This window comes from Pseudomonas petroselini, from assembly GCF_045037875.1.
GTDB classification, from domain to species: domain Bacteria; phylum Pseudomonadota; class Gammaproteobacteria; order Pseudomonadales; family Pseudomonadaceae; genus Aquipseudomonas; species Aquipseudomonas petroselini.
In genome coordinates, this window is record NZ_CP173614.1 from 2332816 (window position 1) to 2358147 (window position 25332).

Annotated in this window: 21 protein-coding genes; 10 read left to right on the forward strand and 11 right to left on the reverse strand. The window is 61.3% G+C overall.

All coding sequences use genetic code 11. From position 1 onward, the window contains the following. Positions 1-110: 110 nt before the first annotated feature. Genes adeC through ACI512_RS10840 form a run of 3 tightly spaced genes read right to left on the reverse strand, consistent with a single transcriptional unit; the run spans position 111 to position 5875 of the window. The gene (adeC, locus tag ACI512_RS10830) at positions 111-1568 is read right to left on the reverse strand and encodes an AdeC/AdeK/OprM family multidrug efflux complex outer membrane factor (protein WP_236381151.1); all 1458 of its coding nucleotides are present in this window, start codon (positions 1566-1568) and stop codon (positions 111-113) included. Further along, on the reverse strand, positions 1565-4726 hold the full coding sequence (locus ACI512_RS10835) for an efflux RND transporter permease subunit (RefSeq protein ID WP_064055011.1): 3162 nt from the start codon (positions 4724-4726) through the stop codon (positions 1565-1567). Before ACI512_RS10835 ends, adeC begins: the two co-directional genes overlap by 4 nt. A 3-nt stretch (positions 4727-4729) precedes the next feature. After that, positions 4730-5875: an efflux RND transporter periplasmic adaptor subunit gene (locus ACI512_RS10840; protein WP_012722685.1), complete on the reverse strand. Its 1146-nt coding sequence runs from the start codon at positions 5873-5875 to the stop codon at positions 4730-4732. 286 nt (positions 5876-6161) lie between these two features. Between ACI512_RS10840 and ACI512_RS10845 the strand changes: the two genes are divergently transcribed. Then, positions 6162-6794: a TetR family transcriptional regulator gene (locus ACI512_RS10845; RefSeq protein WP_012722686.1), complete on the forward strand. Its 633-nt coding sequence runs from the start codon at positions 6162-6164 to the stop codon at positions 6792-6794. 303 nt (positions 6795-7097) lie between these two features. Here ACI512_RS10845 and ACI512_RS10850 read toward each other — a convergent pair whose 3' ends face one another. Genes ACI512_RS10850 through ACI512_RS10860 form a run of 3 tightly spaced genes read right to left on the reverse strand, consistent with a single transcriptional unit; the run spans position 7098 to position 9690 of the window. After that, positions 7098-8153 (reverse strand): alkene reductase, encoded by a 1056-nt coding sequence (locus tag ACI512_RS10850; RefSeq protein WP_231808019.1) that lies wholly within the window; start codon positions 8151-8153, stop codon positions 7098-7100. 30 nt (positions 8154-8183) lie between these two features. Continuing rightward, positions 8184-9350 (reverse strand): MFS transporter, encoded by a 1167-nt coding sequence (locus ACI512_RS10855; RefSeq protein ID WP_012722693.1) that lies wholly within the window; start codon positions 9348-9350, stop codon positions 8184-8186. A gap of 13 nt (positions 9351-9363) precedes the next feature. Next, on the reverse strand, positions 9364-9690 hold the full coding sequence (locus ACI512_RS10860) for a helix-turn-helix transcriptional regulator (protein WP_012722694.1): 327 nt from the start codon (positions 9688-9690) through the stop codon (positions 9364-9366). A 154-nt stretch (positions 9691-9844) separates the two neighbouring features. Between ACI512_RS10860 and ACI512_RS10865 the strand changes: the two genes are divergently transcribed. Then, positions 9845-10429, forward strand: coding sequence for an ACP phosphodiesterase (locus tag ACI512_RS10865; protein ID WP_231808017.1), 585 nt, complete (start codon positions 9845-9847; stop codon positions 10427-10429). 114 nt (positions 10430-10543) lie between these two features. On the opposite strand, the gene ACI512_RS10870 is transcribed toward ACI512_RS10865, so the two are convergent. After that, positions 10544-11335 carry a lysophospholipid acyltransferase family protein gene (locus ACI512_RS10870; protein WP_064055014.1) on the reverse strand — a complete coding sequence of 264 codons (792 nt, stop codon included), beginning with the start codon at positions 11333-11335 and terminating at the stop codon, positions 10544-10546. Continuing rightward, positions 11335-12090, reverse strand: coding sequence for an L-ornithine N(alpha)-acyltransferase (gene olsB, locus ACI512_RS10875; protein ID WP_003172415.1), 756 nt, complete (start codon positions 12088-12090; stop codon positions 11335-11337). Before olsB ends, ACI512_RS10870 begins: the two co-directional genes overlap by 1 nt. 186 nt (positions 12091-12276) lie before the next feature. Here olsB and ACI512_RS10880 point away from each other — a divergent pair, with 186 nt between their 5' ends. The 4 genes from ACI512_RS10880 to ACI512_RS10895 all read left to right on the forward strand — a co-directional run bounded on the left by ACI512_RS10880 (position 12277) and on the right by ACI512_RS10895 (position 15500). Then, positions 12277-13350 carry a serine hydrolase gene (locus tag ACI512_RS10880; protein ID WP_236381152.1) on the forward strand — a complete coding sequence of 358 codons (1074 nt, stop codon included), beginning with the start codon at positions 12277-12279 and terminating at the stop codon, positions 13348-13350. Continuing rightward, positions 13347-13661: an amidase gene (locus tag ACI512_RS10885; protein ID WP_236381153.1), complete on the forward strand. Its 315-nt coding sequence runs from the start codon at positions 13347-13349 to the stop codon at positions 13659-13661. Before ACI512_RS10880 ends, ACI512_RS10885 begins: the two co-directional genes overlap by 4 nt. A gap of 98 nt (positions 13662-13759) precedes the next feature. Further along, positions 13760-14341: a YceI family protein gene (locus ACI512_RS10890; RefSeq protein WP_064055017.1), complete on the forward strand. Its 582-nt coding sequence runs from the start codon at positions 13760-13762 to the stop codon at positions 14339-14341. 1 nt (position 14342) lies between these two features. Continuing rightward, positions 14343-15500 (forward strand): phosphatidylserine/phosphatidylglycerophosphate/cardiolipin synthase family protein, encoded by a 1158-nt coding sequence (locus tag ACI512_RS10895; protein WP_236381154.1) that lies wholly within the window; start codon positions 14343-14345, stop codon positions 15498-15500. Positions 15501-15612: 112 nt separating this feature from the next. Here ACI512_RS10895 and bglX read toward each other — a convergent pair whose 3' ends face one another. Further along, positions 15613-17904: a beta-glucosidase BglX gene (gene bglX, locus ACI512_RS10900; protein ID WP_236381155.1), complete on the reverse strand. Its 2292-nt coding sequence runs from the start codon at positions 17902-17904 to the stop codon at positions 15613-15615. 242 nt (positions 17905-18146) lie between these two features. On the opposite strand from bglX, the gene ACI512_RS10905 reads away from it, so the two are divergent. The 4 genes from ACI512_RS10905 (at position 18147) to ACI512_RS10920 (ending at position 21589) form a co-directional block, all read left to right on the forward strand. Further along, positions 18147-18758: a LemA family protein gene (locus ACI512_RS10905; RefSeq protein ID WP_046034499.1), complete on the forward strand. Its 612-nt coding sequence runs from the start codon at positions 18147-18149 to the stop codon at positions 18756-18758. Positions 18759-18776: 18 nt separating this feature from the next. Next, on the forward strand, positions 18777-19505 hold the full coding sequence (locus tag ACI512_RS10910; RefSeq protein WP_043204939.1) for a YgcG family protein: 729 nt from the start codon (positions 18777-18779) through the stop codon (positions 19503-19505). Positions 19506-19533: 28 nt separating this feature from the next. Next, positions 19534-20151, forward strand: a complete 618-nt coding sequence (locus tag ACI512_RS10915; RefSeq protein ID WP_064055021.1) for a TPM domain-containing protein — start codon at positions 19534-19536, stop codon at positions 20149-20151. A gap of 235 nt (positions 20152-20386) precedes the next feature. Continuing rightward, positions 20387-21589: an SAM-dependent methyltransferase gene (locus ACI512_RS10920; protein ID WP_236381342.1), complete on the forward strand. Its 1203-nt coding sequence runs from the start codon at positions 20387-20389 to the stop codon at positions 21587-21589. Between the two features lie 40 nt (positions 21590-21629). On the opposite strand, the gene ACI512_RS10925 is transcribed toward ACI512_RS10920, so the two are convergent. Then, entirely contained in the window at positions 21630-22529 is a 900-nt protein-coding gene (locus tag ACI512_RS10925; protein WP_236381341.1) for a DMT family transporter, read from the reverse strand. A gap of 160 nt (positions 22530-22689) precedes the next feature. Continuing rightward, a complete protein-coding gene (locus ACI512_RS10930; protein ID WP_236381339.1) occupies positions 22690-25254 on the reverse strand; it encodes a TonB-dependent receptor in 2565 nt (854 codons plus the stop codon). Positions 25255-25332: the final 78 nt, after the last annotated feature.

A 25332-nucleotide genomic window follows, 5' to 3' on the forward strand; every position in this document is an offset into this window, starting at 1 on the left:
ATTTTATCCTGAAAGGTTGGGCGAAAAGCAAGGCAACCTGCGTTCGCGCCAAAAACGGGCATAAAAAAACCGCTTCCGGTGAAGGAAGCGGTTTTTTGTTTACGCCAGCATCAGAACAACTTCATTGCCGGTGCTTCTTCTTTCAACGGCTCGTTCTTCGCGGTCTGCTCGTTCCAGCCACCGCCGAGGGCCTTGTACAGGTTGACCTCGCTGGTCAGCTGCGCCAGGCGGTCGGTGATCAGCGATTGCTGGGCACTGAACAGTTGGCGCTGGGCATCGAGGAACGTCAGGTTGCTGTCGACACCAATGCGGTAGCGACGCTCGGCCAGGCGGTAGTAATCCTGGTTGGCCGCGACGAAGCCACGCTGGGCCTCCAGCTGCTGCTTGTAGGTTTCACGCGAGGCGAGGCCGTCGGAGACTTCCTGGAAGCCGGTCTGGATCGCCTTCTCGTAGTTCGCCACGTTGATCTCTTTCTGGATCTTCGAGTAGTCCAGGCTGGCGCGCAGGCTGCCGGCGTTGAAGATCGGGATGTTGATCTGCGGGGCGAACGACCAGGTGCCCGAGCCGCCTTTGAACAGGCCGCCGAGGTCCGGGCTCAGGGTGCCGGCGTTGGCCGTCAAGCTGATGCTCGGGAAGAACGCGGCACGGGCCGCGCCGATATTGGCGTTGGCGGCCTTGAGGTTGTACTCGGCCTGCAGGATGTCGGGACGACGTTGCAGCAGGTCTGACGGCAACCCGGCCGGCACTTCGCTGAGCAGGTCATCCGACAGCGGCTTGCTGGCGATATTCGCCGGCAGGCCGGTGCCCAGCAGCAGGATCAGGCTGTTTTCATCCTGGGCGACCTGGCGGGTATACCGGGCAAGCTGCACGCGGGCGTTTTCCACCGAGGTACGCGCCTGGCTCAGGTCGAGGGCCGAGGCCACGCCGACTTCGTTGCTGCGCGAGGTGAGCTTGAAGCTCTGCTCGAACGCGCCCAGGGTGTCCTGGGTCAGCTTGAGCAGTTCCTTGTCGGCCTGCCAGGTCAGGTAGGCGTTGGCCACGCTGGCCACCAGGCTGATCTGGGTGCTGCGGCGTGCTTCTTCAGTGGCGAAGTACTTCTGCAGCGCTTCTTCACTCAGGCTGCGCACACGGCCGAACAGGTCCAACTCATAGGAGCTGATCCCGAGGGTGGCCGAATACTGGCTGGTGATGTTCGCTTCGCCGGTCTGCGAGGCCCGTGCCGGCACACGCTGGCGGCTGCCGCTGCCATTGGCCGACACGGCCGGGAACAGGTCGGCACGCTGGATGCGGTACTGCGCGGCATACGCGTCGATGTTCAGGGCCGCGACGCGCAGGTCACGGTTGTTCACCAGCGCGGTCTGGATCAGCTGTTGCAGGGCAGGGTCATGGAAAAACTGCTTCCAGCCCTGCTCGGCAGCGGCCTGGCTCGGCGCCTGGGCCGACGAATACGCCGGCCCCTGCGGGAACTGTGCCGCTACCGGCGCTTCAGGGCGCTGGTAGTCAGGTATCAGCGAGCAGCCACTGAGCACGAATGCCGTGACGGCTAGGGAAAGTAGCGACTTGCTCATTGGCCAGCCTCTTTAGGAGTTTGCTTGGTTTCTTTCGGTTTACGGTCGCCGATGGCGGACACGGTTGCGAAGAACAACGGTACCCAGAAGATCGCCAACACAGTAGCCGTGATCATACCGCCAATTACGCCAGTACCGATTGCGTGCTGGCTGCCTGAACCGGCACCCGAGGAGATCGCCAGCGGCAGTACGCCGAGGACGAACGCCATGGAGGTCATGATGATCGGGCGCAGACGCATGCGGGATGCTTCGATGGCCGCCTCGACGATGCCTTTGCCTTGTTCGTGGAGTTCTTTGGCGAACTCCACGATCAGGATGGCGTTTTTCGCCGCCAGGCCCACCGTCACCAACAAGCCCACTTGGAAGAACACGTCGTTGGACAACCCGCGCATGCTGGTTGCCATCAACGCACCGACAACCCCTAGCGGCACTACCAAAATCACCGCAATCGGGATCGACCAGCTTTCGTACAGTGCTGCGAGGCACAGGAACACCACCAGCAGCGACAAGGCGTACAACGCAGGTGCCTGGGAGCCGGACAAACGTTCTTCGTACGACAGGCCGGTCCACGCATAACCAATACCCGCAGGCAGTTGCTTGGCGATACGCTCGACTTCGGCCATGGCGTCACCGGTACTGTAGCCCGGTGCCGGGGTGCCGAGGATTTCCATCGCCGCTACCCCGTTGTAGCGTGAGAGTTTCGGCGAACCGAAGATCCACTTGCCCGACGCGATGGCCGACAGCGGCACCATCTTCCCGGAGTCGCTGCGCACGTACCATTTGTTCAGGTCTTCAGGCGACATGCGGCTGGCGGCTTCACCTTGCACGTACACCTTCTTCACTCGACCACGGTCGATGAAGTCGTTGACGTAGCTGCCACCCAAGGCAATCGCCAGGGTCTGGTTGATGTTCGACAGCGTGATGCCTTGGGCGCTGGCCTTCTCGTCGTCAACAGTGAGCTCGTATTGCGGCTCATCGTTGACGCCGTTAGGGCGCACACCGGCCAGGATCTTGCTCTGGGCCGCCATGCCCAGGAACTGGTTACGGGCCGCCATCAATTTTTCATGGCCGACGCCGCCCTGGTCTTGCAGGAACACGTCGAAACCGGTGGCGTTGCCCAGTTCCAGTACAGACGGCGGAACGATGGCAAATACCATGGCGTCCTGGAATGTCTGCATGAAGTAGCCCTGGGCGCGCTTGGCAATCTCGAACACCGAGTTGGACGCATCGCGTTCATCCCACGGCTTGAGCATCACGAAGGCCAGGCCCGAACTTTGGCCACGACCGGCGAAGTTGAAGCCGTTGACGGTAAACACGGACTTAACGCCTTTGCCTTCGCCCGGCTCGCCTTCCTTGTCATTGAGCAGGTAGGCGCGCATGTCGTCGATGACTTTTTGCGTACGCTCAGCCGAGGAGCCGACCGGTGTCTGTACCTGGGCAAAGATCACGCCCTGGTCTTCGTCCGGCAGGAACGCGGCAGGAATGCGCATGAACAGCCAGATCATGCCGACGATGATCAGCGCGTACACCAGGAACGCTGGGATCTTGTGCTTGATCATGTTGCCCACACCGCGCTCGTAGCTCAGTACGCCACGGTCGAAGGTGCGGTTGAACCAGCCGAAGAACCCACGCTTGGGCTGGCCGTGTTTTTCCGGATCAATCGGCTTGAGCATGGTGGCGCACAGGGCCGGGGTGAAGATCAGTGCAACCAGTACCGACAACGCCATAGCCGAAACGATGGTGATGGAGAACTGCTTGTAGATCACACCCGTGGAGCCGCCGAAGAACGCCATGGGCAGCAGTACCGCCGACAGCACCAGGGCAATACCTACCAGGGCGCCCTGGATCTGGCCCATGGACTTGACCGTCGCCTCCTTGGGCGACAGGTGTTCCTCGGCCATGACCCGCTCGACGTTTTCCACCACGACGATGGCATCGTCCACCAGCAAGCCGATGGCCAGGATCATGCCGAACATGGTCAAGGTGTTGATGGTGAAACCGAACGCCGCCAGGATCCCGAAGGTACCCAGCAATACCACCGGTACGGTCATGGTGGTGATGATGGTGGCGCGGAAGTTCTGCAGGAACAGGAACATCACCAGGAACACCAGTACGATCGCTTCGACCAGGGTGTCCACTACGCCGGAGATCGATTCCGTCACTACCGGTGTGGTGTCATAGGGCACCACCGCCTTCATGCCTGGCGGGAAGAACGGTTCGAGCGACGCAACGGTTGCACGAATGGCCTTGCCGGTGTCCAGGGCGTTGGCGCCCGAGGCCAGCTTGATCGCCATACCGGACGCCGGCTTGCCGTTGAACTGCGCACTGATGCTGTAGTTCTGGCCACCCAGTTCGATACGGGCGACGTCATGCAGGCGAACCTGGGAACCGTCGGCATTGACCTTCATCAGGATGTTGCCGAATTGCTCGGCCGTCTGCAGACGGGTCTTGCCGATGATGGTTGCGTTCAGCTGGTTGCCGGGCAGGGCAGGCAGGCCGCCCAATTGACCGGTGGCGACCTGGACGTTCTGCGCGGAGATGGCGGTGCTGACGTCGACCGGGGTCAGCTGGAAGTTGTTCAGCTTGGCCGGATCCAGCCAGATACGCATGGCGTACTGCGAGCCGAAGACCTGGAAGTCACCCACACCCGCGGTCCGCGAGATCGGGTCCTGGATGTTGGACACGATGTAGTTGGACAGGTCGTCCTTGGTCATGCTGCCGTCTTCCGACACCAGACCAATCACCATCAGGAAGTTCTTCACCGACTTGGTGACGCGGATACCCTGCTGCTGCACCTCTTGCGGCAACAGCGGCGTCGCCAGGTTCAGCTTGTTCTGCACCTGAACCTGGGCGATGTCCGGGTTGGTACCCTGGTTGAACGTCGCGGTGATGGTCATGCTGCCGTCGGAGTTACTGTCCGAGGCGACATAACGCAGGTTGTCGATACCGTTGAGTTGTTGCTCGATCACCTGCACCACGGTGTCCTGCACGGTTTGTGCGGACGCGCCTGGGTAGGTCACCTGGATATCGATGGCGGTTGGCGCGATGGCCGGGTACTGGTTGATGGGCAACTTCAGGATCGACAGTGCCCCGACCAGCATGATCACCAGGGCAATTACCCAGGCGAAAATGGGACGGTCGATAAAAAATTTCGACATGGATTACTCCCCTTTGCCAGCAGCGGCAGCGGGAGCAGCAGTACCGGCAGGCTTGGCGTTGTCAGCCTCCTTGACCTTGACCTCGGCGCCCGGCTTGACGTACTGCAAGCCTTCGGTGATCACACGGTCACCGGCGTTCAAGCCTTTTTCCACCAGCCAGTAGGCGCCGGCGGTACGGTTGGCCACCAGTTCACGCTGCTCGACCTTGTTGTCGGCATTGACGATCAGCGCCGTCGGGGTGCCCTTGAGGTCGCGGGTCACGCCCTGCTGTGGCGCCAGGATGGCCTTGCTGTTCACGCCGGCTTGCAACTGGGCGTGCACGAACATGCCCGGCAGCAGGGTGTGGTCAGGGTTGGGGAACACAGCGCGCAGGGTCACGGAACCGGTGGTCTGGTCGACCGACACTTCGGAGAACTCCAGCTTGCCGTCCTGGCCGTAGTCGCTGCCGTCTTCCAGGGTCAGCTTGACCTTGGCGGCATTGGCGCCGGCTTTTTCCAGTTGGCCGCTTTCCAGGTCGCGGCGCAGCTTCAGCATTTCAGCGGAAGACTGCGTGACGTCGACGTAGATCGGGTCCAGTTGTTGGATGACGGCCATAGAGTCGGCCTGGCCGTTGCTGACCAGCGCGCCCTCGGTCACCGAAGAACGGCCGATACGCCCGGAGATCGGCGCGAACACTTTGGTGTAGCGCACGTTGATCTGGGCGGTTTGAACGTTTGCTTCCGCGGTCATGCGGTTGGCGACGGCGGTGTCGTATTCCTGGCGGCTGACGGCTTGCTCATCGACCAACTGCTTGTAGCGGTCGGAGATGGACTTGGTCTGCGTCAGGCTGGCCTGTGCGCTTTTCAGGGTGGCTTCATACACCGACGGGTCGATCTGGTAGAGCTGTTGCCCTTCCTTCACGTCCGCGCCTTCCTTGAATAGACGCTTGAGAATGATGCCGTTGACCTGCGGGCGAACTTCCGCGATGCGATAGGCCGTGGTGCGGCCTGGCAACTCGGACGTCAGGGTAAAGGCTTGCGGTTGAATAGTGACCACGCCGACCTGAGGGGTTTGAGCGGGCGGAGCCGCTTCTTCCTTTTTACATCCGCTGAGCAGCGATGCCAGGGCGACGGCAGTGACCAGAGCGGTAACAGCTGGCTTAAGTTGCATGAAGATCCTCGGGTCAGGCGCGCAGGGTGCGCACAAGAAGTGTGGAAGGGTAAAAAACAAGCTGTGAGTGGATAAGTAGCTTGCTACGCAATATACTTACGTTCATGGTTGTTTGTAAACTCTTGACAGGCTTCGCGGAGTGTTGACAAAGCAACGCCCGAAGCCTCGATTCCATTACGTTCGGCACCCATGACGGTGTCGTCCCACAAATATTCGGATGATCGTTTACGTCTATTAACGTTGCGTTAACGATAGCCCCCAGTGTCCTGATTGAGGTTTTACTGCCATGGTTCGTCGCACCAAAGAGGAAGCTCAGGAAACGCGCAGCCAAATTCTCGACGCCGCCGAGCAAGCCTTCTATGAACGCGGCGTTGCGCGCACCACGCTGGCGGACATTGCCGCGCTGGCCGGTGTGACGCGGGGCGCCATCTATTGGCATTTCAGCAATAAATCCGATCTGTTGCAGGCGCTGCTCGATACCTTGCATGAGCCGCTGGACGAACTGGCCCGCGCCAGTGAAAGCGAGGATGAACTCGACCCGCTGGGCTGCATGCGCAAGCTGTTGATTCATCTGTTCCATCAAGTGGCCCTGGACCCGAAAACCCGGCGCATCAATGAGATCTTGTTTCATAAGTGCGAATTCACCGATGAAATGTGCGACATGCGCCGCCAACGCCAGACCCACAGCCTGGAATGCAACCTGCGCATCGGCCTGACATTGCGTAACGCGGTCCATCGCGGGCAACTTCCGGAAAACCTCGATACCACCCGTGGCGCGGTGTGCATTCACGCCTACATCAATGGGCTGATCGGCCAGTGGCTGCTGGTCCCCGACAGCTTCCAGTTACATCAGGAGGCGGAACGCTGGGTGGATGCAGGGCTGGACATGCTGCGCTGGAGCCCCAGCCTGCGCAATTGAGACAAAATGCGTAATTGCATCAGGGTGTGTCAACAGTAAAGCCCAAGGACCGTCAATCGTCCTTCTGCCTGATGGTGGGGTGACTTTATATACGGGCTGGCGGGCGGTTGATAGGTAGCCGCCTAAGTATTTTGTAGCGATTTTGTTGCAGGGCTGTGAAGGAGTGTTTCCAAGGGCAACAGAGTGTCAAACATGTGGGAGGGGGCTTGCTCCCGATGGCTAGGGTTCAGTGAGAACATCTCTGACTGACACACTGCCATCGGGAGCAAGCCCCCTCCCACATTTTTTTTGCGTCTAAGGCGATTACAGCGCCAGGGTCGGGTAGTCGATGTAGCCGACCGGGCCTTTGCTGTAGAAGCTGTCCGGACGTGCTTCGTTGAGCGGCGCATCGGCTTTCAAACGCGCTGGCAAATCCGGGTTGGCAATGAACGGCACGCCCCAGGCCACGGCATCGGCTTTACCTTCGGCCAACCAAGCGTTGGCGCTGTCCTTGGTGAAACGTTCGTTGGCGATGTACGCGCCGCCGAAGGCTTTTTTCAGTTGTGGGCCGAGGCTGTCGGCGCCTTCTTTTTCACGCGAGCAGATGAAGGCGATACCACGTTTGCCCAGTTCACTGGCGACGTAGGTGAAAGTTTCCGCCAGGTTGTCGTCGCCCATGTCGTGGGAGTCGGCACGGGGTGCCAGGTGCACACCAACGCGGCCGGCGCCCCAGACTTCGATGGCCGCATCGGTCACTTCCAGCAGCAGGCGTGCACGGTTTTCCAGGGAGCCGCCGTACTGGTCAGTGCGCTTATTGGTGCTGCTCTGCAGGAACTGGTCGAGCAGGTAACCGTTGGCGCCGTGGATTTCCACGCCGTCGAAGCCGGCGGCCTTGGCGTTCTCGGCTCCGGTGCGGTAGGCGTCGACGATGTCGGCGATTTCAGCGGTCTCCAGGGCGCGTGGGGTCGGGTAGTCGGCCAGAGGGCGCACCAGGCTGACGTGGCCTTTAGGCTGGATCGCGCTGGGGGCAACCGGCGTTTCGCCGTTCAGGTAGGACTCATGGGAAATACGGCCCACATGCCACAGTTGCAGGAAGATCTTGCCGCCCGCGCCATGCACCGACTTGGTCACGTTGGCCCAGCCGCGCACTTGGTCGTTGGACCAGATGCCCGGGGTGTCCGGATAGCCCACGCCCAGCGGCGTCACCGAGGTGGCTTCGCTGAGGATCAGCCCGGCGGAAGCGCGCTGCACGTAGTACTCGGCCATCAGCGCGTTGGGCACGCGACCGGCGTCGGCACGGCAGCGGGTCAGCGGCGCCATGATGATGCGGTTCGACAGTTCCAGGTCGCCCAGTTTGATCGGATCGAAAATAGTCGTCATGGGATAACACCCTTCTCTTTAAGTGGTTGATCAGTGGGTCGCAGGGGCCAGGTCGGCATCGCCGCTCTGACGGAAAGTAATCAAGGTCACCAGCAGCGCGAGAATCGCCAGGGCCGCTGCGGCCAACGGCACGCTGGTCAGGCCGAAACCGTGGGCGATCACACTGCCGCCGACCCAGGCGCCGAGGGCATTGCCGATGTTGAAGGCGCCGATGTTAAGGGTGGACACCAGGTTCGGTGCGGCTTTGCCGAAGGTCACCACGTTGATCTGCAGCGCGGGTACGGCGGCGAACGAGGCGGTGGCCCAGAGGAACAGGGTGATTTCGGTCGGAATCACCGCGACGCTGGTCCAGGTCAGGGCCGTCGAGACCACCGCCATGCTGACGAACACGCCGATCAGGGTGGCCGCCAGGCGCTTGTCCGCCAGCTTGCCGCCGATGATGTTGCCGACGGTGAGGCCCAGGCCGATCAACAGCAGCGTCCAGGTCACGCCTTTGGGCGACACGCCGGTGACGTCGCCCAGCAGCGGCGCGACGTAAGTGAAGAGGGTGAACATCGACGCGGCAAACAGCGCGGTCATGCTCAGCGACAGCCAGATACCGGCGCCCTTGAGGGCTGCCAGTTCGGCGCGCATGTCGAGTTTCTCTTCATCACGTTTGGCGGGCAGGAAGCGGATCAGGCCGATCAACGCCACCACACCAATCACCGTCACCGCCCAGAAGGTCGAGCGCCAGCCGGCTTCCTGGCCGAGCGCGGTGCCCAGCGGTACACCGAGCACGTTGGCCAGGGTTAAACCGGTGAACATCAAGGCCACGGCCGAGGCACGCTTGTTGGCCGGTACCAGGTTGGCGGCGACCACCGATCCAATACCAAAGAACGCACCGTGGCATAGCGCGGTGACCACACGGGCAAACATCAGCACGTTGTAGTCACTGGCCAGGGCGCAGAGCAGGTTGCCGATAATGAAGATGCCCATCAACGCTACCAGGGCGGCCTTGCGTGGCAGCTTGGCGGTGGCCAGTGCCATGAAAGGTGCACCGATGGCCACGCCCAGGGCGTAGCCGGTGACCAGCCAGCCGGCGCCGGGAATCGACACGCCGAGGTCCGCCGCAACATCGGGCAGCAGGCCCATGATGACGAACTCGGTGGTGCCGATGGCGAAGGCGCTGAGGGCCAGTATGAGTAGCGAGAGGGGCATTATCGTTTCCTTGTTACAGCGCTGCGTTGTCGTCGGCGCTGAGTTCAGTGGTGAGCGCGGCGAGGAACGCCTGGATGGTTTCCTCGTTGCGTTTGAAAAAGTGCCACTGCCCGGCCTTCTGGCTGCTGATCAATCCCGCCCGTTGCAAGGTCGCCAAGTGAGCCGACACCGTTGACTGGGACAGGCCGCAACGCTGGTCGATCTGCCCGGCGCAGATGCCGTACTCGTGGTTGTGCAGTTGCTCGGGGAACTGCACTTTCGGGTCTTTGAGCCAGGTGAGGATGTCTCGTCGTACTGGGTGCGCCAGTGCTTTTATTATTTCGTCGAGGTCGATGGACATGGCAGGTGCTCGGTGTGGTGCAGCGTTATATCGCGATGAGGCGAACCTTAAATCGTTGTATCCCGATATACCAATATGATTTTGCTCTGAGGACAGGCCAAATCGGTATATCGGGTTATAACGATACATTGTCGGCAGTGGTAGACTGCGCGCCATGAATTATCTCGCACATCTGCACTTGGGCGGCCAACTTCCTGCGCAACTGCTGGGCAGTCTCTATGGCGACTTCGTCAAAGGGCGCCTGCAGGGCCAGTTCAGCCCGCAAATCGAAGCGGCGATCCAACTGCACCGCTCGATTGATCGTTTTACCGACAGCCACCCGCTGGTGGGGGAGGCACTGTCGCGCTTCAGCCTGACTCGCCGGCGCTATGCCGGAATCGTCCTCGATGTGTTTTTCGACCACTGCCTGGCGCGGGACTGGGCGCTGTATGCCGACCAGCCGTTGGAGCGCTTCACCTCGCAGGTGTACCGCGTGCTGGCGGCCGAGCCGCAATTGCCGGGGCGCCTGGCGCAGATTGCGCCGTACATGGCGGCGGATGATTGGTTGGGTTCTTACCGTGAGTTCGCGGTGATGGAGCAGGTGTTGCGGGGGATTTCGCGGCGGCTGACACAGCCGGAAGAGCTGGGGCATGCGATGCAGGAGTTGCGGGTGTTATATGAGCCGTTGAGTGAGGACTTCCGGCGGTTCTATCCAGAGCTACAAAAATTTGCCCAATTCCAACTGGGCTCGCAGAGGTAAATGTGGGAGGGGGCTTGCTCCCGATAGCAGTACTTCAGTCAGCACATGCCGTGACTGACACACCGCTATCGGGAGCAAGCCCCCTCCCACATTTGCAACAGTGTTTAGCTCATATCAGGCGGCGAATGCAGGTCTGGCAGCCACGTGTTCAACCTCCGGCACCGGCCCAAACAAGGCCTTCTGCACCGCCTGCTGCGCCTGGTACGCCAGCGCCGCGCGTTCCTGCCCGGCGCAGGCAATCGGCTTGAGCACATGGATTTCCACATCGCCCTGATCATTGGCAAACAGACGCATCAGGTGCGAGAGCAAATCATCATCGCCAATAAACGGTGCCAGCGGGTCTACCTGGCCATCACGCAAATAACGGATCGCCACCGGTTGCAGCGACACATCGGCATCGATCGCACTGGCCAGCAAGCGCCCGTGGAACGTACGCAGGCTGCGCCCGTCGGTGGTGGTGCCTTCGGGAAACATCAACAGCGGGTGCTGTTGTTCCAGATGGCGGGTCATCTGCTTGCGGATCAACTGGCTGTCGCCCGACCCTCGGCGGATAAACAAGCTACCGGCCTTGGCTGCCAACCAGCCCGCCACCGGCCAGGTACGCACTTCGGCCTTGGACAAAAATGACATCGGCGCCACGGCGCCCAGCAACGGAATGTCGGTCCATGACACGTGATTGCTCACCCACAGCATCGGCTGCGTCGGCAGCTCACCGTGCACCGTCACACGAAAGGGCAGGGCATTGGTCAGCCGCGCCATGAAAAACCGCGACCAACGCTGGCGCCGCACCATCGAGTTGGCCACGCCCAGACGCTCAAACAGCCCGAACACGCTGGCCATGCTCAAGCCCAGCGCCACCACCAACAACACGCGGGCGATGCGCCCGTAAATCCGCAGGCGACTCATCACATCGCCGCCTTGAAGTGACGGGCGTAACGTGGGCACAACTCATCGCGCTTGAGCAGGATGAACACGTCGGCCACCTGGAAATCTTCATCCCAGCACGGCTCGCCGCAGATCTTCGCACCCAGGCGCATATAAGCCTTGAGCAGTGGCGGCATCTCGGCGATCACGTTGGATGGCAGGTCCAGCGCCGGCAACGGTTTTTTCGGTTCGGCGCGCAGGTGTTCATTGCACAAGTAGCGTTCGCGCAGGCGTTGCATGATCGCGTGGGCCTGGATGCCGCCGTCGTGCATCGGGATGCTCGCGCAGCCCATCAGGTAGCTGTAGCCGCCCTGGTTGAGCACTTCAGCCAACTCGCCCCATAACACGGCGATGGTGCCGCCATTGCGGTAGGCCGGGTCGACGCAGGTACGGCCGATTTCCAGGATTGGGCCCTGCAAATGCAGCAGGCCATGCAGGCTGAATTCTTCTTCACTGTAGAACCGGCCCAGGGTGCTGGCGGCCTGGTGGTCGAGCAAACGGGTGGTGGCGACGAGTCGACCGCTGTTCAAGTCCCGCACGCCGATGTGGCTGCAGTGAACATCATAGTCATCCATGTCCAGGCCCAGCTCAGCGCCTTTCAGCTTGGCGTTGAACTCGCCGCTGAACACGTTGAACCGCAGGGCCTGGGCTTCCTGCAACGCCTGCGCGCCAACCAGGCGTTCGGCTTGCAGACGGCGTTCATTGCCGGTGTCGCTGATGCGGGCGATCTGAGTCATGGCGAGTCTCCGAGTGCCGGCCACGATTTCGGCCGGTCGACTTTGTTGTCCAAAGTCAGGCTATGTAGGCTCGGTGTCATCTCCATGAAGTTATGGTGACGCTTGGATGACAGCCCATCCTGTCGCAAATCTGTCATCAGCCTCGGCTAGGCTCGCGCACTTGAATGCCCCCTTGAGTTTGCGTCCATGGTCAGAGGCCTGCTGTGCGTTGCCTTGCTGTTCGTTACCGTTGTCGCCCACGCCGAAACCTGGCCCGATAAAGAATGGGCCAAGGGCACGCCACTCTCAGGTCCTGCTGTCGATGCCTTGGACGCCTACGCGTTCCCGGTGCGGGACGACGCTACCCGCCAAGGCATTCGCACCGACGCGTTGCTGGTGATCCGCGACGGCGAGGTCATCTATGAACGTTACGCCGCGCCCACCACGGCCAGCACGCCACACCTGACCTGGTCCATCAGCAAAAGCCTGATGGCCACCGTATTGGGTGTGGCCTACGGCGATAACCGTTTCAAATTGTCCGACCCGGTGGCGCGTTTTTACCCGCCCATGAAACAGCACCCGAGCGTGACCATGGCCGACCTGCTGCACTGGGCCTCGGGCCTGGACTGGCAGGAAGACTACGAATATGCGCCGCTGAAATCTTCGGTGGTGGCGATGCTCTACACCCGCGGTCGCGGTGACATGGCCGACTTTGCCGCAGACACCGCAGCGGCCAGCCCTCCGGGCCAGGCTTTTCGATATTCCAGCGGCGACAGCACTATTTTGTCCGCCGCCCTTAAAGGCATGCTCGGTCACAAGGCCTACGTGAGTTACCCGTGGGATGCGCTGTTCAAGCCGCTGGGCATCCGCAACGCCACCTGGGAAACCGACGCCGACGAGACCTTCGTCGCCTCGTCCTACGCCTACCTCACCGCTCGCGACCTGGCGCGTGTCGGCCTGCTGATGGCACGGGAGGGGCGCTGGGGTGATCAACAGTTGCTGCCCAAAGACTGGGTCGCCTTCAACCGTCAGCCGTTCGATAAATACAAAACCGGCCAGGACGAAGCCGTTCCCGGCGGCCACTGGTGGCTTAACCAAGGTGCGCCGCGGCCCTGGCCAGACGCGCCCGCCGACACTTTTGCGGCCCTCGGCCATTGGGGCCAGGCGCTGTTTGTGATGCCTGACGAACACCTGGTGATCGTGCGCTACGGCGATGACCGCGACGGCAGCTATCGCCACAATGAACTGCTCAAACACGTGCTTGCGGCGGTGCAGCCATGATCCGTCGTCGTCCGTTTATCAGCCTGTTTTTGTTGCTGTTGCTCGCCCTGCTGGGGTGGATCTGGCACGAGCGCGTCAACCTGCAAGCCTTCCCCGACATCATCGCGGCGTATACGGCCAAGGAGTATTGCTCGTGTCGGTATGTGATGAATAATCCGGCGGAGTATTGCCGTGGGTATGTGAAGCAATACGTGCCGACCAGCGCGTTCCTCGATAACCCGGAGCGCAGTGAAGTGACGGCGAGCGGGTTGGGGCGTACCCACAGTGCACGGTGGTTGGGGGAGCGGCAGGGGTGTCGGCTTAATCCCTGACCCACCTGCTTCCACAGTTGATCGGCGTTGTCAGTTCCATTGCGCCCGGCACACGGCACAGTTAAGGTTCCTGCAGGTTTTTTGCCTCATGAGTCTTTATGTTCAATGTCAAACCACTGGCCTTCACACTGTTGACCTGCGCCGCCGTGCCCGCCCATGCCGACTGGTACCTGGACAATGAGTCCTCGCGCCTTTCCTTCGTCACCACCAAAAACACCGAGATCGCTGAGGTGCAGCGCTTCCTGGTGCTGCACGGCAAAGTCGACAGCAAGGGCGCTGCGCAATTGGAGGTGGAGCTGGAGTCGGTCAACAGCGGCATTCCACTGCGCGATGAGCGCATGCGCAATCAGTTGTTCGAGATCAAGACGTTCCCCGATGCGCTGATCAACGCGCAGATCAACCTGCAACCCATCAACGACCTGGCGCCCGGCGCGCAATTGGAATTGCGTTTGCCGCTGAGCGTCACCCTGCACGGTAAGACCCAGACCTACAGCGCCGAGCTGTTGGCCACGCGCCTCGATGACCGGCGTTTCCAGGTGGTGACCCTGGAGCCGGTGGTGTTGCATGCGGAGGACTTCGACCTGGCGCCGGGCGTGGCCATGTTGCGTAAGGCGGCGGGGCTTAAGTCGATCAGTTTGTCGGTGCCGGTGGGTGCGGTGCTGATTTTTACGGCGCGCTGACGTGAGCGGTGCGGTGTTCCCATGGCGCAGCGCCAACCGGTTCGAGTTGTTGATCGACGGGCCGCGTTTTTTTCCGCAGATGCTGGTGGGCATTGCGCGGGCGGAGCGCCAGGTTGATCTGGAGTTGTATCTGGTCGAAGCCGGAGCCTGCGCCGAAGAAATGGTGAAAGCCCTGGTGCAGGCCGCCGAACGCGGCGTGCGGGTGCGTTGCCTATTTGATGATTACGGCAGCCTGGCGTTTACCCTTGGGTTGCGCAAACGCCTGACCGACGTGGGTGTGGAGTTGCGGTTCTACAATCGCCTGAGCTGGCGCCGCTGGATGCGCAACCTGTACCGCGACCACCGCAAGCTGTTGTTGATCGACCAGGAAATCGCCGTGGTCGGCGGCACGGGTGTCACCGATGAGTTCTGGACGCCAGGGCAAGACACCGCCGATTGGCATGAAGTGATGGTGCAGATCAGCGGCCCGCTGGTGCTGGACTGGCAGGCGTTGTTCGACCGCCAATGGCATGCCAACGCCGCCCGCCGGGAGTGGAAGCCGGCGACCCATTTTGGTTTGCCGCGTTTGCCAAAGGTACCGGCGACCGGGCCGGGGCTTGGTCGGGTGGCCTACGCCGACGCCCGTCAGCACCGCGATATCCTGCAATCGCTGATCCGCGCCTTGAACAACAGCCAGCAGCGTATCTGGCTGGCTACCCCGTATTTTCTGCCGACCTGGGGCGTGCGCCGTGCCTTGCGCCGTGCCGCCGGGCGCGGTGTCGACGTGCGTTTGCTGCTCACCGGCCCGCGTACCGATCATCCGTCGGTGCGTTATGCCGGGCATCGCTATTACCCGCGTTTGCTGCGTGCGGGTGTGCAGATTTTCGAGTATCAGCCGTGTTTCCTGCACTTGAAGATGGTGCTGGTGGACGATTGGGTGAGCATTGGTTCGTGCAACTTCGACCATTGGAATTTGCGCTTCAACCTGGAAGCCAATCTGGAGGCGTTGGACCCGGAGTTGACGTTGGCAGTGGCGGGCAGTTTCGAGCGGGATTTTGCCCAGAGCCAGGCGGTGAGCCTGGAGGCGTGGAAGTCGCGGCCGTTGTGGCGGCGGGTGAAGCAGCGCGTGTGGGGGTGGATTGATCGGTTGGTGGTGAATTTGCTCGATCGACGAGGCTAAAAAATGTGGGAGGGGGCTTGCTCCCGATGGCAGTGGGTCAGTAACCAATATGCTGACTGACCCACCGTCATCGGGAGCAAGCCCCCTCCCACATTTCTAACCGCGTTTGGACTCAGAGCAATTCAAAAGTCTGTTGCTGCACATCCTGGGAGTCCAGCCCGATCTGCACATTGAACTCGCCCGGTTCTGCGGCGAATTTGAGCTGGGTGTTGTAGAACTTCAGGTCTTCTTCGGTGATGGTGAAATGCAGGGTGCGCTCTTCGCCAGCCTTGAGCATGACCTTCTGGAAGTTCTTCAGCTCTTTGATCGGGCGGATCATCGAACCGGCCACGTCCTGGATATACAGCTGCACCACGGTTTCGCCGTCCACCTTGCCGGTGTTGGTCACGGTGACGCTGGCGTCGAGCTTGCCGGTCTTGTTCAGGGTGGTGGAGGACAGCGCCATGTCGGACAGGCCGAACGTGGTGTAGCTCAAGCCATACCCGAACGGGAACAGCGGCCCGGTGGTGTCATCGAAGTACTGCGAGGTGTAGTTGCCCGGCTTGCCTGGCGTGAACGGCCGGCCAATGGTCAGGTGGTTGTAGTAGGTCGGAATCTGCCCCACCGAGCGTGGGAAAGTGATCGGCAGTTTGCCCGACGGGTTGTAGTCACCAAACAGCACGTCGGCGATGGCGTTGCCGCCTTCGGTACCGGCGAACCAGGTTTCCAGGATCGCGTCGGCCTGTTGGTTTTCTTCCAGAATCGACAGCGGGCGGCCGTTCATCAGCACCAGCACCAGCGGTTTGCCTGTGGCTTTGAGGGCCTTGATCAGGTCACGCTGGCTTTGTGGGAGGTTCAGGTCGGTGCGGCTGGAGGATTCGTGGGACATGCCACGGGATTCACCCACGGCGGCCACCACCACGTCCGCATCCTTGGCGGCTTTGACCGCCTCGTCGATCATCACTTGGGCAGGACGGGTGTCATCCACCACTTCCGGTGCATCGAAGTTGAGGAAGTTGAGGTAGTCGACCACGGCCTTGTCGTTGGTAATGTTGGCGCCACGGGCATAGAGGATCTTGCCTTTTTCGCCGATCACCGCGTTGAGGCCGTCGAGCAGGGTGACCGATTGTTCCGGCTTACCGGCGGCTGCCCAACTGCCCATCATGTCGATCGGCGCCTTGGCCAGCGGGCCGACCAGGGCAATGGTCGCGGATTTTTTCAGCGGCAGGGTGTTGTCCTGGTTTTTCAGCAGTACCAGGCTGCGGCGCGCGATGTCGCGCGCGTCGGCGCGGTGCAGGCGGCTTTCCGCGTAGGTGTCGGCCGGGTCATCCTCGGCCTTGCCGATGCGCAGGTACGGGTCCTTGAACAGGCCCATGTCGTACTTGGCGCCGAGCACTTCGCGCACCGCATTGTCGATGTCGCTCTGCTCGATCTCTCCGGACTTGAGCAGCCCCGGCAGTTCCTTGCCGTACAGCGAGTCGTTCATGCTCATGTCGATGCCGGCCTTGATCGCCAGCTTCGCGGCTTCACGCCCGTCCTTGGCCACGCCGTGCTTGATCAGCTCGAATATCGCGCCATGGTCGCTCACGGCCAGGCCCTTGAAGCCCCAGTCCTTGCGCAACAGGTCGTTCATCAGCCAGGTGTTGGCGGTGGCGGGCACGCCGTTGATGGAATTCAGCGCCACCATCACGCCGCCGGAACCGGCCTTGATTGCGGCGTGGTAGGGCGGCAGGTAGTCCTGGTACATCTTGACCGGGCTCATGTCGACCACGTTGTAGTCGCGCCCCCCTTCCACCGCGCCGTACAGGGCGAAGTGCTTGACGCTGGCCATGATGCTGTCGGCATTCGCCGGGCTGACGCCCTGGAAGGCCTTGACCATCACTTCGGCGATGCGCGAGACCAGGTAGGTGTCCTCACCGAAACCTTCGGAGGTGCGGCCCCAGCGTGGGTCGCGGGAGATGTCGACCATCGGCGCGAAGGTGATGTCGAGGCTGTCGGCGGCGGCTTCCTGGGCGGCAATGCGCCCCGAGCGGCCGATGGCCTCCATGTCCCAGCTGGACGCCAGGGCCAGGCTGATCGGGAAGATCGTGCGGTGGCCGTGGATCACGTCATAGGCGAAGAACATCGGGATCTTCAAGCGGCTGCGCATGGCCGCGTCCTGCATCGGACGGTTTTCCGGGCGGGTGATGGAGTTGAACGTGCCACCGATGCGGCCGGCGGCGATTTCCTTGCGGATCAGCTCGCGAGGCATCTCGGGGCCGATGCTGATCAGGCGCAATTGGCCGATCTTTTCGTCCAGGGTCATCTGCTTGAGCAGGTCGCTGACGAAGGCGTCCTTGTCTTTAAGCGCAGCAGGCTTTGTTTCTGCCCAGACGGGGTGGGTGGCCAGAGTGGCAACAAGGCCGAGCAAACACAGCTTTTTCATGAATATCCTTTTTCGGCTCACTGCGCAGCATCAAGGGAACGCTGGCGGCCAAAATGTGGGGAGCGTCTATTGTTGTTCGGGTGTTGTTCAGATAAATGCAGCACACTCTGAACTCTTTTTCGCGCTGGGCATCTTTGTAGCTGATTGGCTCAATGCATTCCAGTGGTGGCGGATTATGCCCCAAGCGCGCGGTGTATAGGGTCACTCGTAACATTCCATCAAGATTGGGCAGGAGAAACACCATGCAAGCAGCACAAGGTTACCGCTGGGGCTTGAAAGCCGCGGTTTTGCTATTGATCAGCACAGTGCTGAGCGGTTGTGGCATCAACAACATCCCGACCCTGGACGAACAGGCCAAGGCTGCCTGGGGCCAGGTGCAGAACCAGTACCAGCGCCGCGCCGACCTGATCCCCAACCTGGTGGAAGTGGTCAAGGGCTACGCCGCCCATGAGCAAGACACCCTCACCGCCGTGATTGAGGCGCGGGCCAAGGCCACCTCGATCCAGGTGGATGCCAGCACCCTCGACAACCCGGAAAAACTCAAGCAGTTCCAGCAAGCCCAGGATGGTTTGAGCGGCGCACTCAGCCGTCTGATGGTGGTGTCCGAGCGCTACCCGGACCTGAAGGCCAACCAGAATTTCCTGGCCCTGCAATCGCAGCTTGAAGGCACCGAAAACCGTATCGCCGTGGCCCGCCGCGACTTTATCCAGGCCGTTCAGGCCTACAACACCGAGATCCGCACTTTCCCTGGCCGCCTGTGGCACAGCGTGATGTACAGCGACTTGCCGATCCGCGCCACGTTTGAAGCCACCAGTGCCGATGCCGATAAAGCGCCGCAAGTGAAGTTCAAATAAGGCTGCACTGAGGTGTCGATGCGTTTATTACGGATAGGCCTGGCGCTGTGGCTGTTGGCCTGCGTCGGCGTGGCCCAGGCCGCACTGAGCTTCCCGGCGCTGAGCGGGCGGGTGGTGGACACCGCCCAGATGATCGACCCGGCGGTGCGCGAGCAGATTACCCAGCAATTGCAGGCACTGGAGCAAACCCGTGGCGACCAGATCGTGGTGGTCACGGTGCCAGACCTGCAGGGCGTGCCCATTGAGGACTACGGTTATCAACTCGGCCGCCAATGGGGCATCGGCCAGAAGGGCAAGGACAACGGCGCGCTGTTGATCGTCGCCCGCGATGAGCGCAAATTGCGCATCGAAGTCGGCTATGGCCTCGAAGGTGTGCTCACTGACGCGCAGTCGTGGGTGATCATCAACCAGGTGATCACACCGTCTTTCAAAGCCGGTCACTACAGCAAAGGCATCAGCGACGGCGTGGCCGCGATGGTGCAGGTGGTCGGCGGTGAACCGTTGGCCGTGCCGGCCCATGTGGCGGACGCCAACTTCGCCAAGGATAATCCGGTTTTTTCCATCGGCTTGTTTATCCTGCTGATCGGTGTGTTGTGGCTGTGCCATCGTATGGGGCTGCCGGTGGGCGCTATCCTGCTGGCGATTCTCAGCAGCAGCGGACGCGGCGGTGGTGGTGGGGGCGGCGGCGGTGGTTTCCGGGGCGGCGGTGGCGGCTTCGGCGGCGGCGGGGCTTCAGGCGGCTGGTGATGATAATAATGAGAGAGCAACGACAACCATGGCATTACTGACTGAACACGAGCAGCGCCAAGTCGCCGAGGCGATCGCCCGGGTGGAAAAAACCACTGACGCGGAACTGGTGACCGTACTGGCCGCTCGCGCGGACGACTACGCCTATATCCCGCTGCTGTGGGCCAGCCTGATCGCCTTGGTGGTGCCCGGTGTGGTGCATTACTTGTCGGGCTACCTGACCATGTACACCTTGCTGCTGGCGCAATGGGCGACGTTCATCGTGTTGTGCCTGGTGTTTCGCCTGCCTAAGGTGACCACGCGCCTCATCCCCCGTTCGGTCCGTCACTGGCGTGCTTCGAACCTGGCGCGTCGGCAGTTTCTGGAGCAGAACCTGCACCACACGGTGGGGAGTACCGGGGTGCTGATTTTCGTCAGCGAGGCCGAGCGGTATGTGGAGATCCTGGTGGATGACGGCATTTCCAAGTGCCTGGATGACAGCAGTTGGGATGCGATCGTCAAGGCGTTCACCCAGCAGGTGAAACAGGGGCAGACGTTGGCGGGGTTTATCAGCTGCATTGAAGCCTGTGGCGAGTTGCTCAAGGTGCATGTGCCGGTGACTCAAACCCGTAACGAACTGCCCAATCGCCTGGTCGTACTCGAATAAAAATTCAACACTGGGATAAAAATGTGGGAGGGGCGGTGCGACGATTCGACTTGCCCCCGATAGCGGTGGATCAGCCAATAAATCGAGTACTGACACACCGCCATCGGGGGCAAGCCCCCTCCCACATTGGGTTTTGTGTCATCCATTCAGAGCACCGCTGATCAAATAACCCCGTGCCCTGAATCACGATCCACCCTAAAATGCCTGGCATTCCCTGCCCGAGGCGTTTTTGTTCATGTCTGTCACTGCTCAACCGGATCATCATGCCCAGTTCATCGAACTGCTGAGCGCAAGCCTCGCGCAGAATGCCTTTATCAAGCTGGTGCTGGCCAAATACGTCGGTGACGAGGTTGAGTTGCAGCGGTTGATCATCAAGCCGGTAACGGTCAAGGAGCAGCCGTGCCTGTCCTTCGTCTACCGTTACAAGACCCGCGATATCACCAAGAACTTTCCTTTGGTAGATGGCGTGACGGCGATTGCCGAGCTGCTGCCGGCCCAGTTCAAGAACGCCCACCTGCTGTCGCTGACCGACGAAGCCCAGCTGGAGTACAGCAAGAAGAACAAAAGCTCGCTGTTCAAAAGCAAACCGCAGCAACTGCGCGAAGCGCCCTCGGCTGAGCATAACCGCGAGAAGAACCGCTTCCTTGACCTGAGCCGGCCGTTCCTCGCCGACCTGGGTGTGACCGACGCCAAGCAGGCGCTGATCCCGTCGATGTCGCGCAAGTGGAAGCAGATCAACAAGTTCATCGAAGTGTTCAGCCATGCGCTGACCTCGTCACCGTTGAAGCTGGACCAGCCGGTGCGCGTCGCCGACTTCGGTTCGGGCAAGGGTTACCTGACGTTTGCGATTCACGACTACCTGCGCAACACCCTCAAGGCCGAGGGCGAGGTGACGGGCGTCGAGCTGCGTGAAGACATGGTGACCCTGTGCAACACCGCCGCCGCCCGCCTGGAACACCCGGGGCTGGTGTTCAAATGTGGCGATGTGCGCAGCGTGGCCCCCAGCGAGCTGGACGTGATGATCGCCCTGCATGCCTGCGACATTGCCACTGACTATGCGATCCACACCGGCATTCGCTCCGGCGCGTCGATCATCATGTGCTCGCCGTGCTGCCACAAGCAGATCCGCCTGCAGATCCAGAGCCCAGTGCTGCTCAAGCCCATGCTGCAATACGGCCTGCACCTGGGCCAGCAGGCGGAAATGGTCACCGACAGTCTGCGTGCGTTGTTCCTTGAAGCCTGTGGCTATGAGACCAAGGTGTTCGAGTTCATCTCGTTGGAGCACACCAACAAGAACAAGATGATCCTTGCCGTGAAGCGCGCCGAGCCGGTGGACAATGCTCAACTGCTGGAGAAAATCCAGGAGTTGAAGGCGTTCTACCACATCACCGAACACTGCCTGGAAACCTTGCTGCGTGCGGAGGGTTACCTGAACTGAGCACCGAACCCCTGTGGGAGGGAGCAGGTCCCTCCCACAATTAGACTGTGCCGGGCTTGGTGGCTGGTGCAGGCTGCACCGCCGTCTTGCGCCCCAGCATCACCGTCACGATCACCCCGCACGCAAACACCCAGGTGATCGGCTCGATATGTTCACCAAAGAACAACGCCGAAAACGCGATGGTGAAGAAGATCTGCAACAGCTGGATCTGGCTGACCCGCGCGATGCCGCCCATGGCCAACCCGGCGTACCAGGCAAAGAACCCGAGGAACTGCGAGAACAACGAGACATAGCCAAACGCCCACCACGCGCGCATCGACACCGCGCCTTGATGCTGCGCCGCCAGGTACCACACCGGGCCGAACAACACTGGTGTCGACAGCACCAGCGCCCAGCAGATCACCTGCCAGCCGCCCATCTCCTTGGCCAACCGGCCACCTTCGGCATACCCCAGGCCACCGACAGCGATCGCACCCAGCATCAGCAGGTCACCGGCTTGGATACTGCCGGCCCCGGTGATCAGCGCATAACTCAACACCAACGCACTGCCCAGCGCGGCACAGGCCCAGAAGGCTTTTGATGGCCGCTCGTGGGACAGCCACGCCGCGTACAGTGCCACGCACAGCGGTTGCAGGCCGTTGACCAGCGCGCCGTGGGACGCCGGCAAGGTTTGCATGGCCCAGGCCGACAGCACCGGAAAGCCGAGAATGACGCCGGCGATCACCAGGCACAGCCCGCGCACCTGGCGCCAGGTGGGCCAGCGCTCGCGGCGCCACAGCAACAGCGCCGCCGCCGGAATCGCCGCGAACAACGCACGGCCCAGGCCGTTGAGCAACGGGTGGATTTCCTGCACCACGATGCGGGTGAAGGGCAGGGTCAGGCTGAAGATGATGACGCCCAGCAGGCCGAGGGCCATGCCGGTGTTTTCGCGCGAGCTCATGGGCGGGATCCGAAATCCAGAGGGCTTCAAGGGAAGCCCATCTAGCCACATCCCCCGCAGAGTGCGGGCCTACAGCTGAGTACGGATTTATCCGTACAGTTGACCACCGCGTCGCCTGCATCGCGGGCAAGCCCGACTCCCACATTGACCGTGCCGGTCTTCAGAAGAAGCGGGTGATGCTGATCTTGGCGTTGCGGCCTTGGCTGTACACACCGGCGCCGCTGAGTGCCGGCCGGTAGTTGCGGTTGAACAGGTTGTCGACGGTGAAGTTGATCTCGGTACCTTTAAGTCCTGCCTGCTGCGGTTTCCAGTTGGCGAACAGGCCTTGGGTGTCATAGCTGGCGTTCTCGTAATGGTCGTAAACGTCGTCGCCCACTGTCGAGTTGATGCCGCGCGCGTAGATATCGCTGGGCACGCGATCGGTCTTGCGCACGAACTGACCCTGCCAGCCAACCTGTGCGTCCCAGCTCGGAATCTTGGTGCCCAGCACCACGACCCATTTGGCCGGCGGAATATCCCGGGCCCACACGTGAAGGTTGGTCGCCCACGGATTGGTGTAGGGATTGTCGCGTTTGCCTGTAGCCCAGGAGTAAGTCAGGGAGCCGAATACATATGTCGAGTCGTAGTAGCTTTCCAGCTCCACCCCTTTGATGGTCATGCCGCCAATGTTGCGATAGTTGGTCTTGGACGCCATGTCGGTGCACAGGGCGCCGACTGAGCCGACCACGGTCATTTGCCGCTCACAGCCGATACCGGTGTTCTTGAAAATCTCGTCCTCGATGCGGTTGTGGAACAGCGTGGTGCGCAACTGCAAGTTGTCGCCGCGAGTGAATACGTCGGAAAAGTGAGTGACGTTACCGGCAGTCATCGCGGTGATGCGCTCCGGGTCGAGGTTCTGGCTGGTAGCGGTGCGTGTGCTGTTGGCGCCCTGGAGCTCATACAGTTCGTCGATCACCGGCGCGCGCCATGTGCGGTTCCAACTGGCGAACAGCGCCACATCCGGGGTGACATTCCAGAACGCCGCCAGACGCGGCGACCAGCCGGTGTAGGTGCGGTCGCTGTAGTCGTGCCCGTAAATCGGGTTCGGGTTGCTGTAGTACGGCGCGTCGTTGGCTTCACCCCGGTTGCGCACATGGTCATAGCGCAGCGAGGGCGTGATGGTCACGTCGCCGATTGTCACGGCGTCCTGCAGATAAAACGCGTTGGTGTCGACTTTGCCGCGTGGCATGAAGTACGGCTGGAAATGCCCGTAGTTGTACTGGGCGGTGTTGTACGGCGCGACGGGCATCCAGCTGTCGGTTTCGCGCTTGTGCTTGTGCAATTGCACGCCGGTCGTCACCGCGTGTTCCAGCGGGCCGGTGGTGAACAGGCTGATGTTGCGCAGCTCAAGGATGCGGTCGGTGTAGGACGTATCCATCTTGCGTCCACCGCTGGTCAGGCTGATGACCGCGTTTGCGGCGCGCTCGTCGGTCTGGTCCGTATTGGATTCCGAGTAGCTGAGCTTCAAGTCGACGAGCGGGTTATCCAGCGGCTGGTATTGGTATTTGCCTGACCAGGTGGTGTCCACGGTCTCGCGATCCGCCAGAAAGCGTTTCACGGCGTTTTCATAGCCATACAGATTGATGGCCGCTTGCGTCGGCGGTGAGGGGTAGGATTTGGCCGAAAACGGTGTCATCCGTTCGCTCAGGGCGCGCGAGTAAGACAACCCTATGCTGTGCTCATCGGTGAAGTGCGCGTTGAATTTGAACAATTTACCCTCCACATCCTGCGCGCTGTTGGGCAGGCGCTTGGGGTTGATCGGATAACTATTGCGAGGGTCGGGCGGTGTGGCGGCGAGTTTGAGGTCGTCGCCATCGCGCTTGGTCAGGTACACCAGGCCATCCATGCGCCCGTCGTCGGTGCGGCCATAGACGGCGCCGCTGTAGACCTGCTCGTGGGTGTTGCTGGAGTAGGTGTATTTGGTCATCGCGCCGACATTACGCCCATCCTTGAGCAGGTCTGCGGCATCTTTGGTGGTCATGTTCACCGTGCCGCCGAAACCGCCATTACCGGTGAACGGTGAGTAGGGGCCTTTCTCCACCTCAATGCTTTTGATCAATTCGGGCTCGATGAACACCGTGCCTTGCTGGTAGCGCTCGAAGCCGCTCTTGGCCGCACCGTCCACGGTCATCGGCACGTCTTCGGCCTCGGCCATGCCGCGAATGTTGATGGTCTGTCCGCCGGGCTTGGGCGAGCCGCCCATGAACACGCCGGGCAGGGTCTGCAACAGCGAAGGAATGTTATCGGGCTGGTAGCGGTCGATATCCGCCTGGCTCAGGGTGGAGCGGCCGACGGTGCTGGAGTCGACCTCGTTACCGGTGCCGATCACGCTCAGTGCATCCAGCTGGATCGCGCCGCTCTGGGTGGTTTTCGCCTCTTCGGGCCTTACCACGTAGGTGCTGCCGATCTTGATCAGGGTGAATTCGCCGTTTTTCAGCAGGGTACGAATCGCCACTTCCGGCGTGAAATCACCGTTGAGCGCCGGCGCTTGCACGTTCTTGAGCAGCGCTTCATCGAACAGCAGCTGGATCTGTGCCTGCTGCGCCACTTGGCTCAGGGACGTGGCCAGCGCCTGGGCGGGTAGTTGGAATGTCTCGGCCTGGGCACTGAGGCTGAACGCCAGGCAGGTGGCGATGAGGGTCGGTCGAAGAAGCAGAAGCGAAGCGTGGCAAGGCGCGCGAAACATGAAATCCCCCGGTGCGGCCAAATGGCCAAAAAGATGTGCGTATCAGGTGCAGACCGGAGGAAGACGGGGCAGGTGAAA

What these genes read in the sequence shown, in the direction of transcription:
- ACI512_RS10925 (WP_236381341.1), bottom strand. Translation starts at nt 22,529, where the DNA reads ATGAGCTCGCGCGAAAACACCGGCATGGCCCTCGGCCTGCTGGGCGTC.
- ACI512_RS10880 (WP_236381152.1), top strand. Translation starts at nt 12,277, where the DNA reads ATGGTCAGAGGCCTGCTGTGCGTTGCCTTGCTGTTCGTTACCGTTGTC.
- ACI512_RS10870 (WP_064055014.1), bottom strand. Translation starts at nt 11,335, where the DNA reads ATGAGTCGCCTGCGGATTTACGGGCGCATCGCCCGCGTGTTGTTGGTG.
- ACI512_RS10920 (WP_236381342.1), top strand. Translation starts at nt 20,387, where the DNA reads ATGTCTGTCACTGCTCAACCGGATCATCATGCCCAGTTCATCGAACTG.
- bglX (WP_236381155.1), bottom strand. Translation starts at nt 17,904, where the DNA reads ATGAAAAAGCTGTGTTTGCTCGGCCTTGTTGCCACTCTGGCCACCCAC.
- ACI512_RS10915 (WP_064055021.1), top strand. Translation starts at nt 19,534, where the DNA reads ATGGCATTACTGACTGAACACGAGCAGCGCCAAGTCGCCGAGGCGATC.
- ACI512_RS10860 (WP_012722694.1), bottom strand. Translation starts at nt 9,690, where the DNA reads ATGTCCATCGACCTCGACGAAATAATAAAAGCACTGGCGCACCCAGTA.
- ACI512_RS10855 (WP_012722693.1), bottom strand. Translation starts at nt 9,350, where the DNA reads ATGCCCCTCTCGCTACTCATACTGGCCCTCAGCGCCTTCGCCATCGGC.
- adeC (WP_236381151.1), bottom strand. Translation starts at nt 1,568, where the DNA reads ATGAGCAAGTCGCTACTTTCCCTAGCCGTCACGGCATTCGTGCTCAGT.
- ACI512_RS10845 (WP_012722686.1), top strand. Translation starts at nt 6,162, where the DNA reads ATGGTTCGTCGCACCAAAGAGGAAGCTCAGGAAACGCGCAGCCAAATT.
- ACI512_RS10910 (WP_043204939.1), top strand. Translation starts at nt 18,777, where the DNA reads ATGCGTTTATTACGGATAGGCCTGGCGCTGTGGCTGTTGGCCTGCGTC.
- ACI512_RS10905 (WP_046034499.1), top strand. Translation starts at nt 18,147, where the DNA reads ATGCAAGCAGCACAAGGTTACCGCTGGGGCTTGAAAGCCGCGGTTTTG.
- ACI512_RS10835 (WP_064055011.1), bottom strand. Translation starts at nt 4,726, where the DNA reads ATGTCGAAATTTTTTATCGACCGTCCCATTTTCGCCTGGGTAATTGCC.
- ACI512_RS10850 (WP_231808019.1), bottom strand. Translation starts at nt 8,153, where the DNA reads ATGACGACTATTTTCGATCCGATCAAACTGGGCGACCTGGAACTGTCG.
- olsB (WP_003172415.1), bottom strand. Translation starts at nt 12,090, where the DNA reads ATGACTCAGATCGCCCGCATCAGCGACACCGGCAATGAACGCCGTCTG.
- ACI512_RS10865 (WP_231808017.1), top strand. Translation starts at nt 9,845, where the DNA reads ATGAATTATCTCGCACATCTGCACTTGGGCGGCCAACTTCCTGCGCAA.
- ACI512_RS10890 (WP_064055017.1), top strand. Translation starts at nt 13,760, where the DNA reads ATGTTCAATGTCAAACCACTGGCCTTCACACTGTTGACCTGCGCCGCC.
- ACI512_RS10840 (WP_012722685.1), bottom strand. Translation starts at nt 5,875, where the DNA reads ATGCAACTTAAGCCAGCTGTTACCGCTCTGGTCACTGCCGTCGCCCTG.
- ACI512_RS10885 (WP_236381153.1), top strand. Translation starts at nt 13,347, where the DNA reads ATGATCCGTCGTCGTCCGTTTATCAGCCTGTTTTTGTTGCTGTTGCTC.
- ACI512_RS10930 (WP_236381339.1), bottom strand. Translation starts at nt 25,254, where the DNA reads ATGTTTCGCGCGCCTTGCCACGCTTCGCTTCTGCTTCTTCGACCGACC.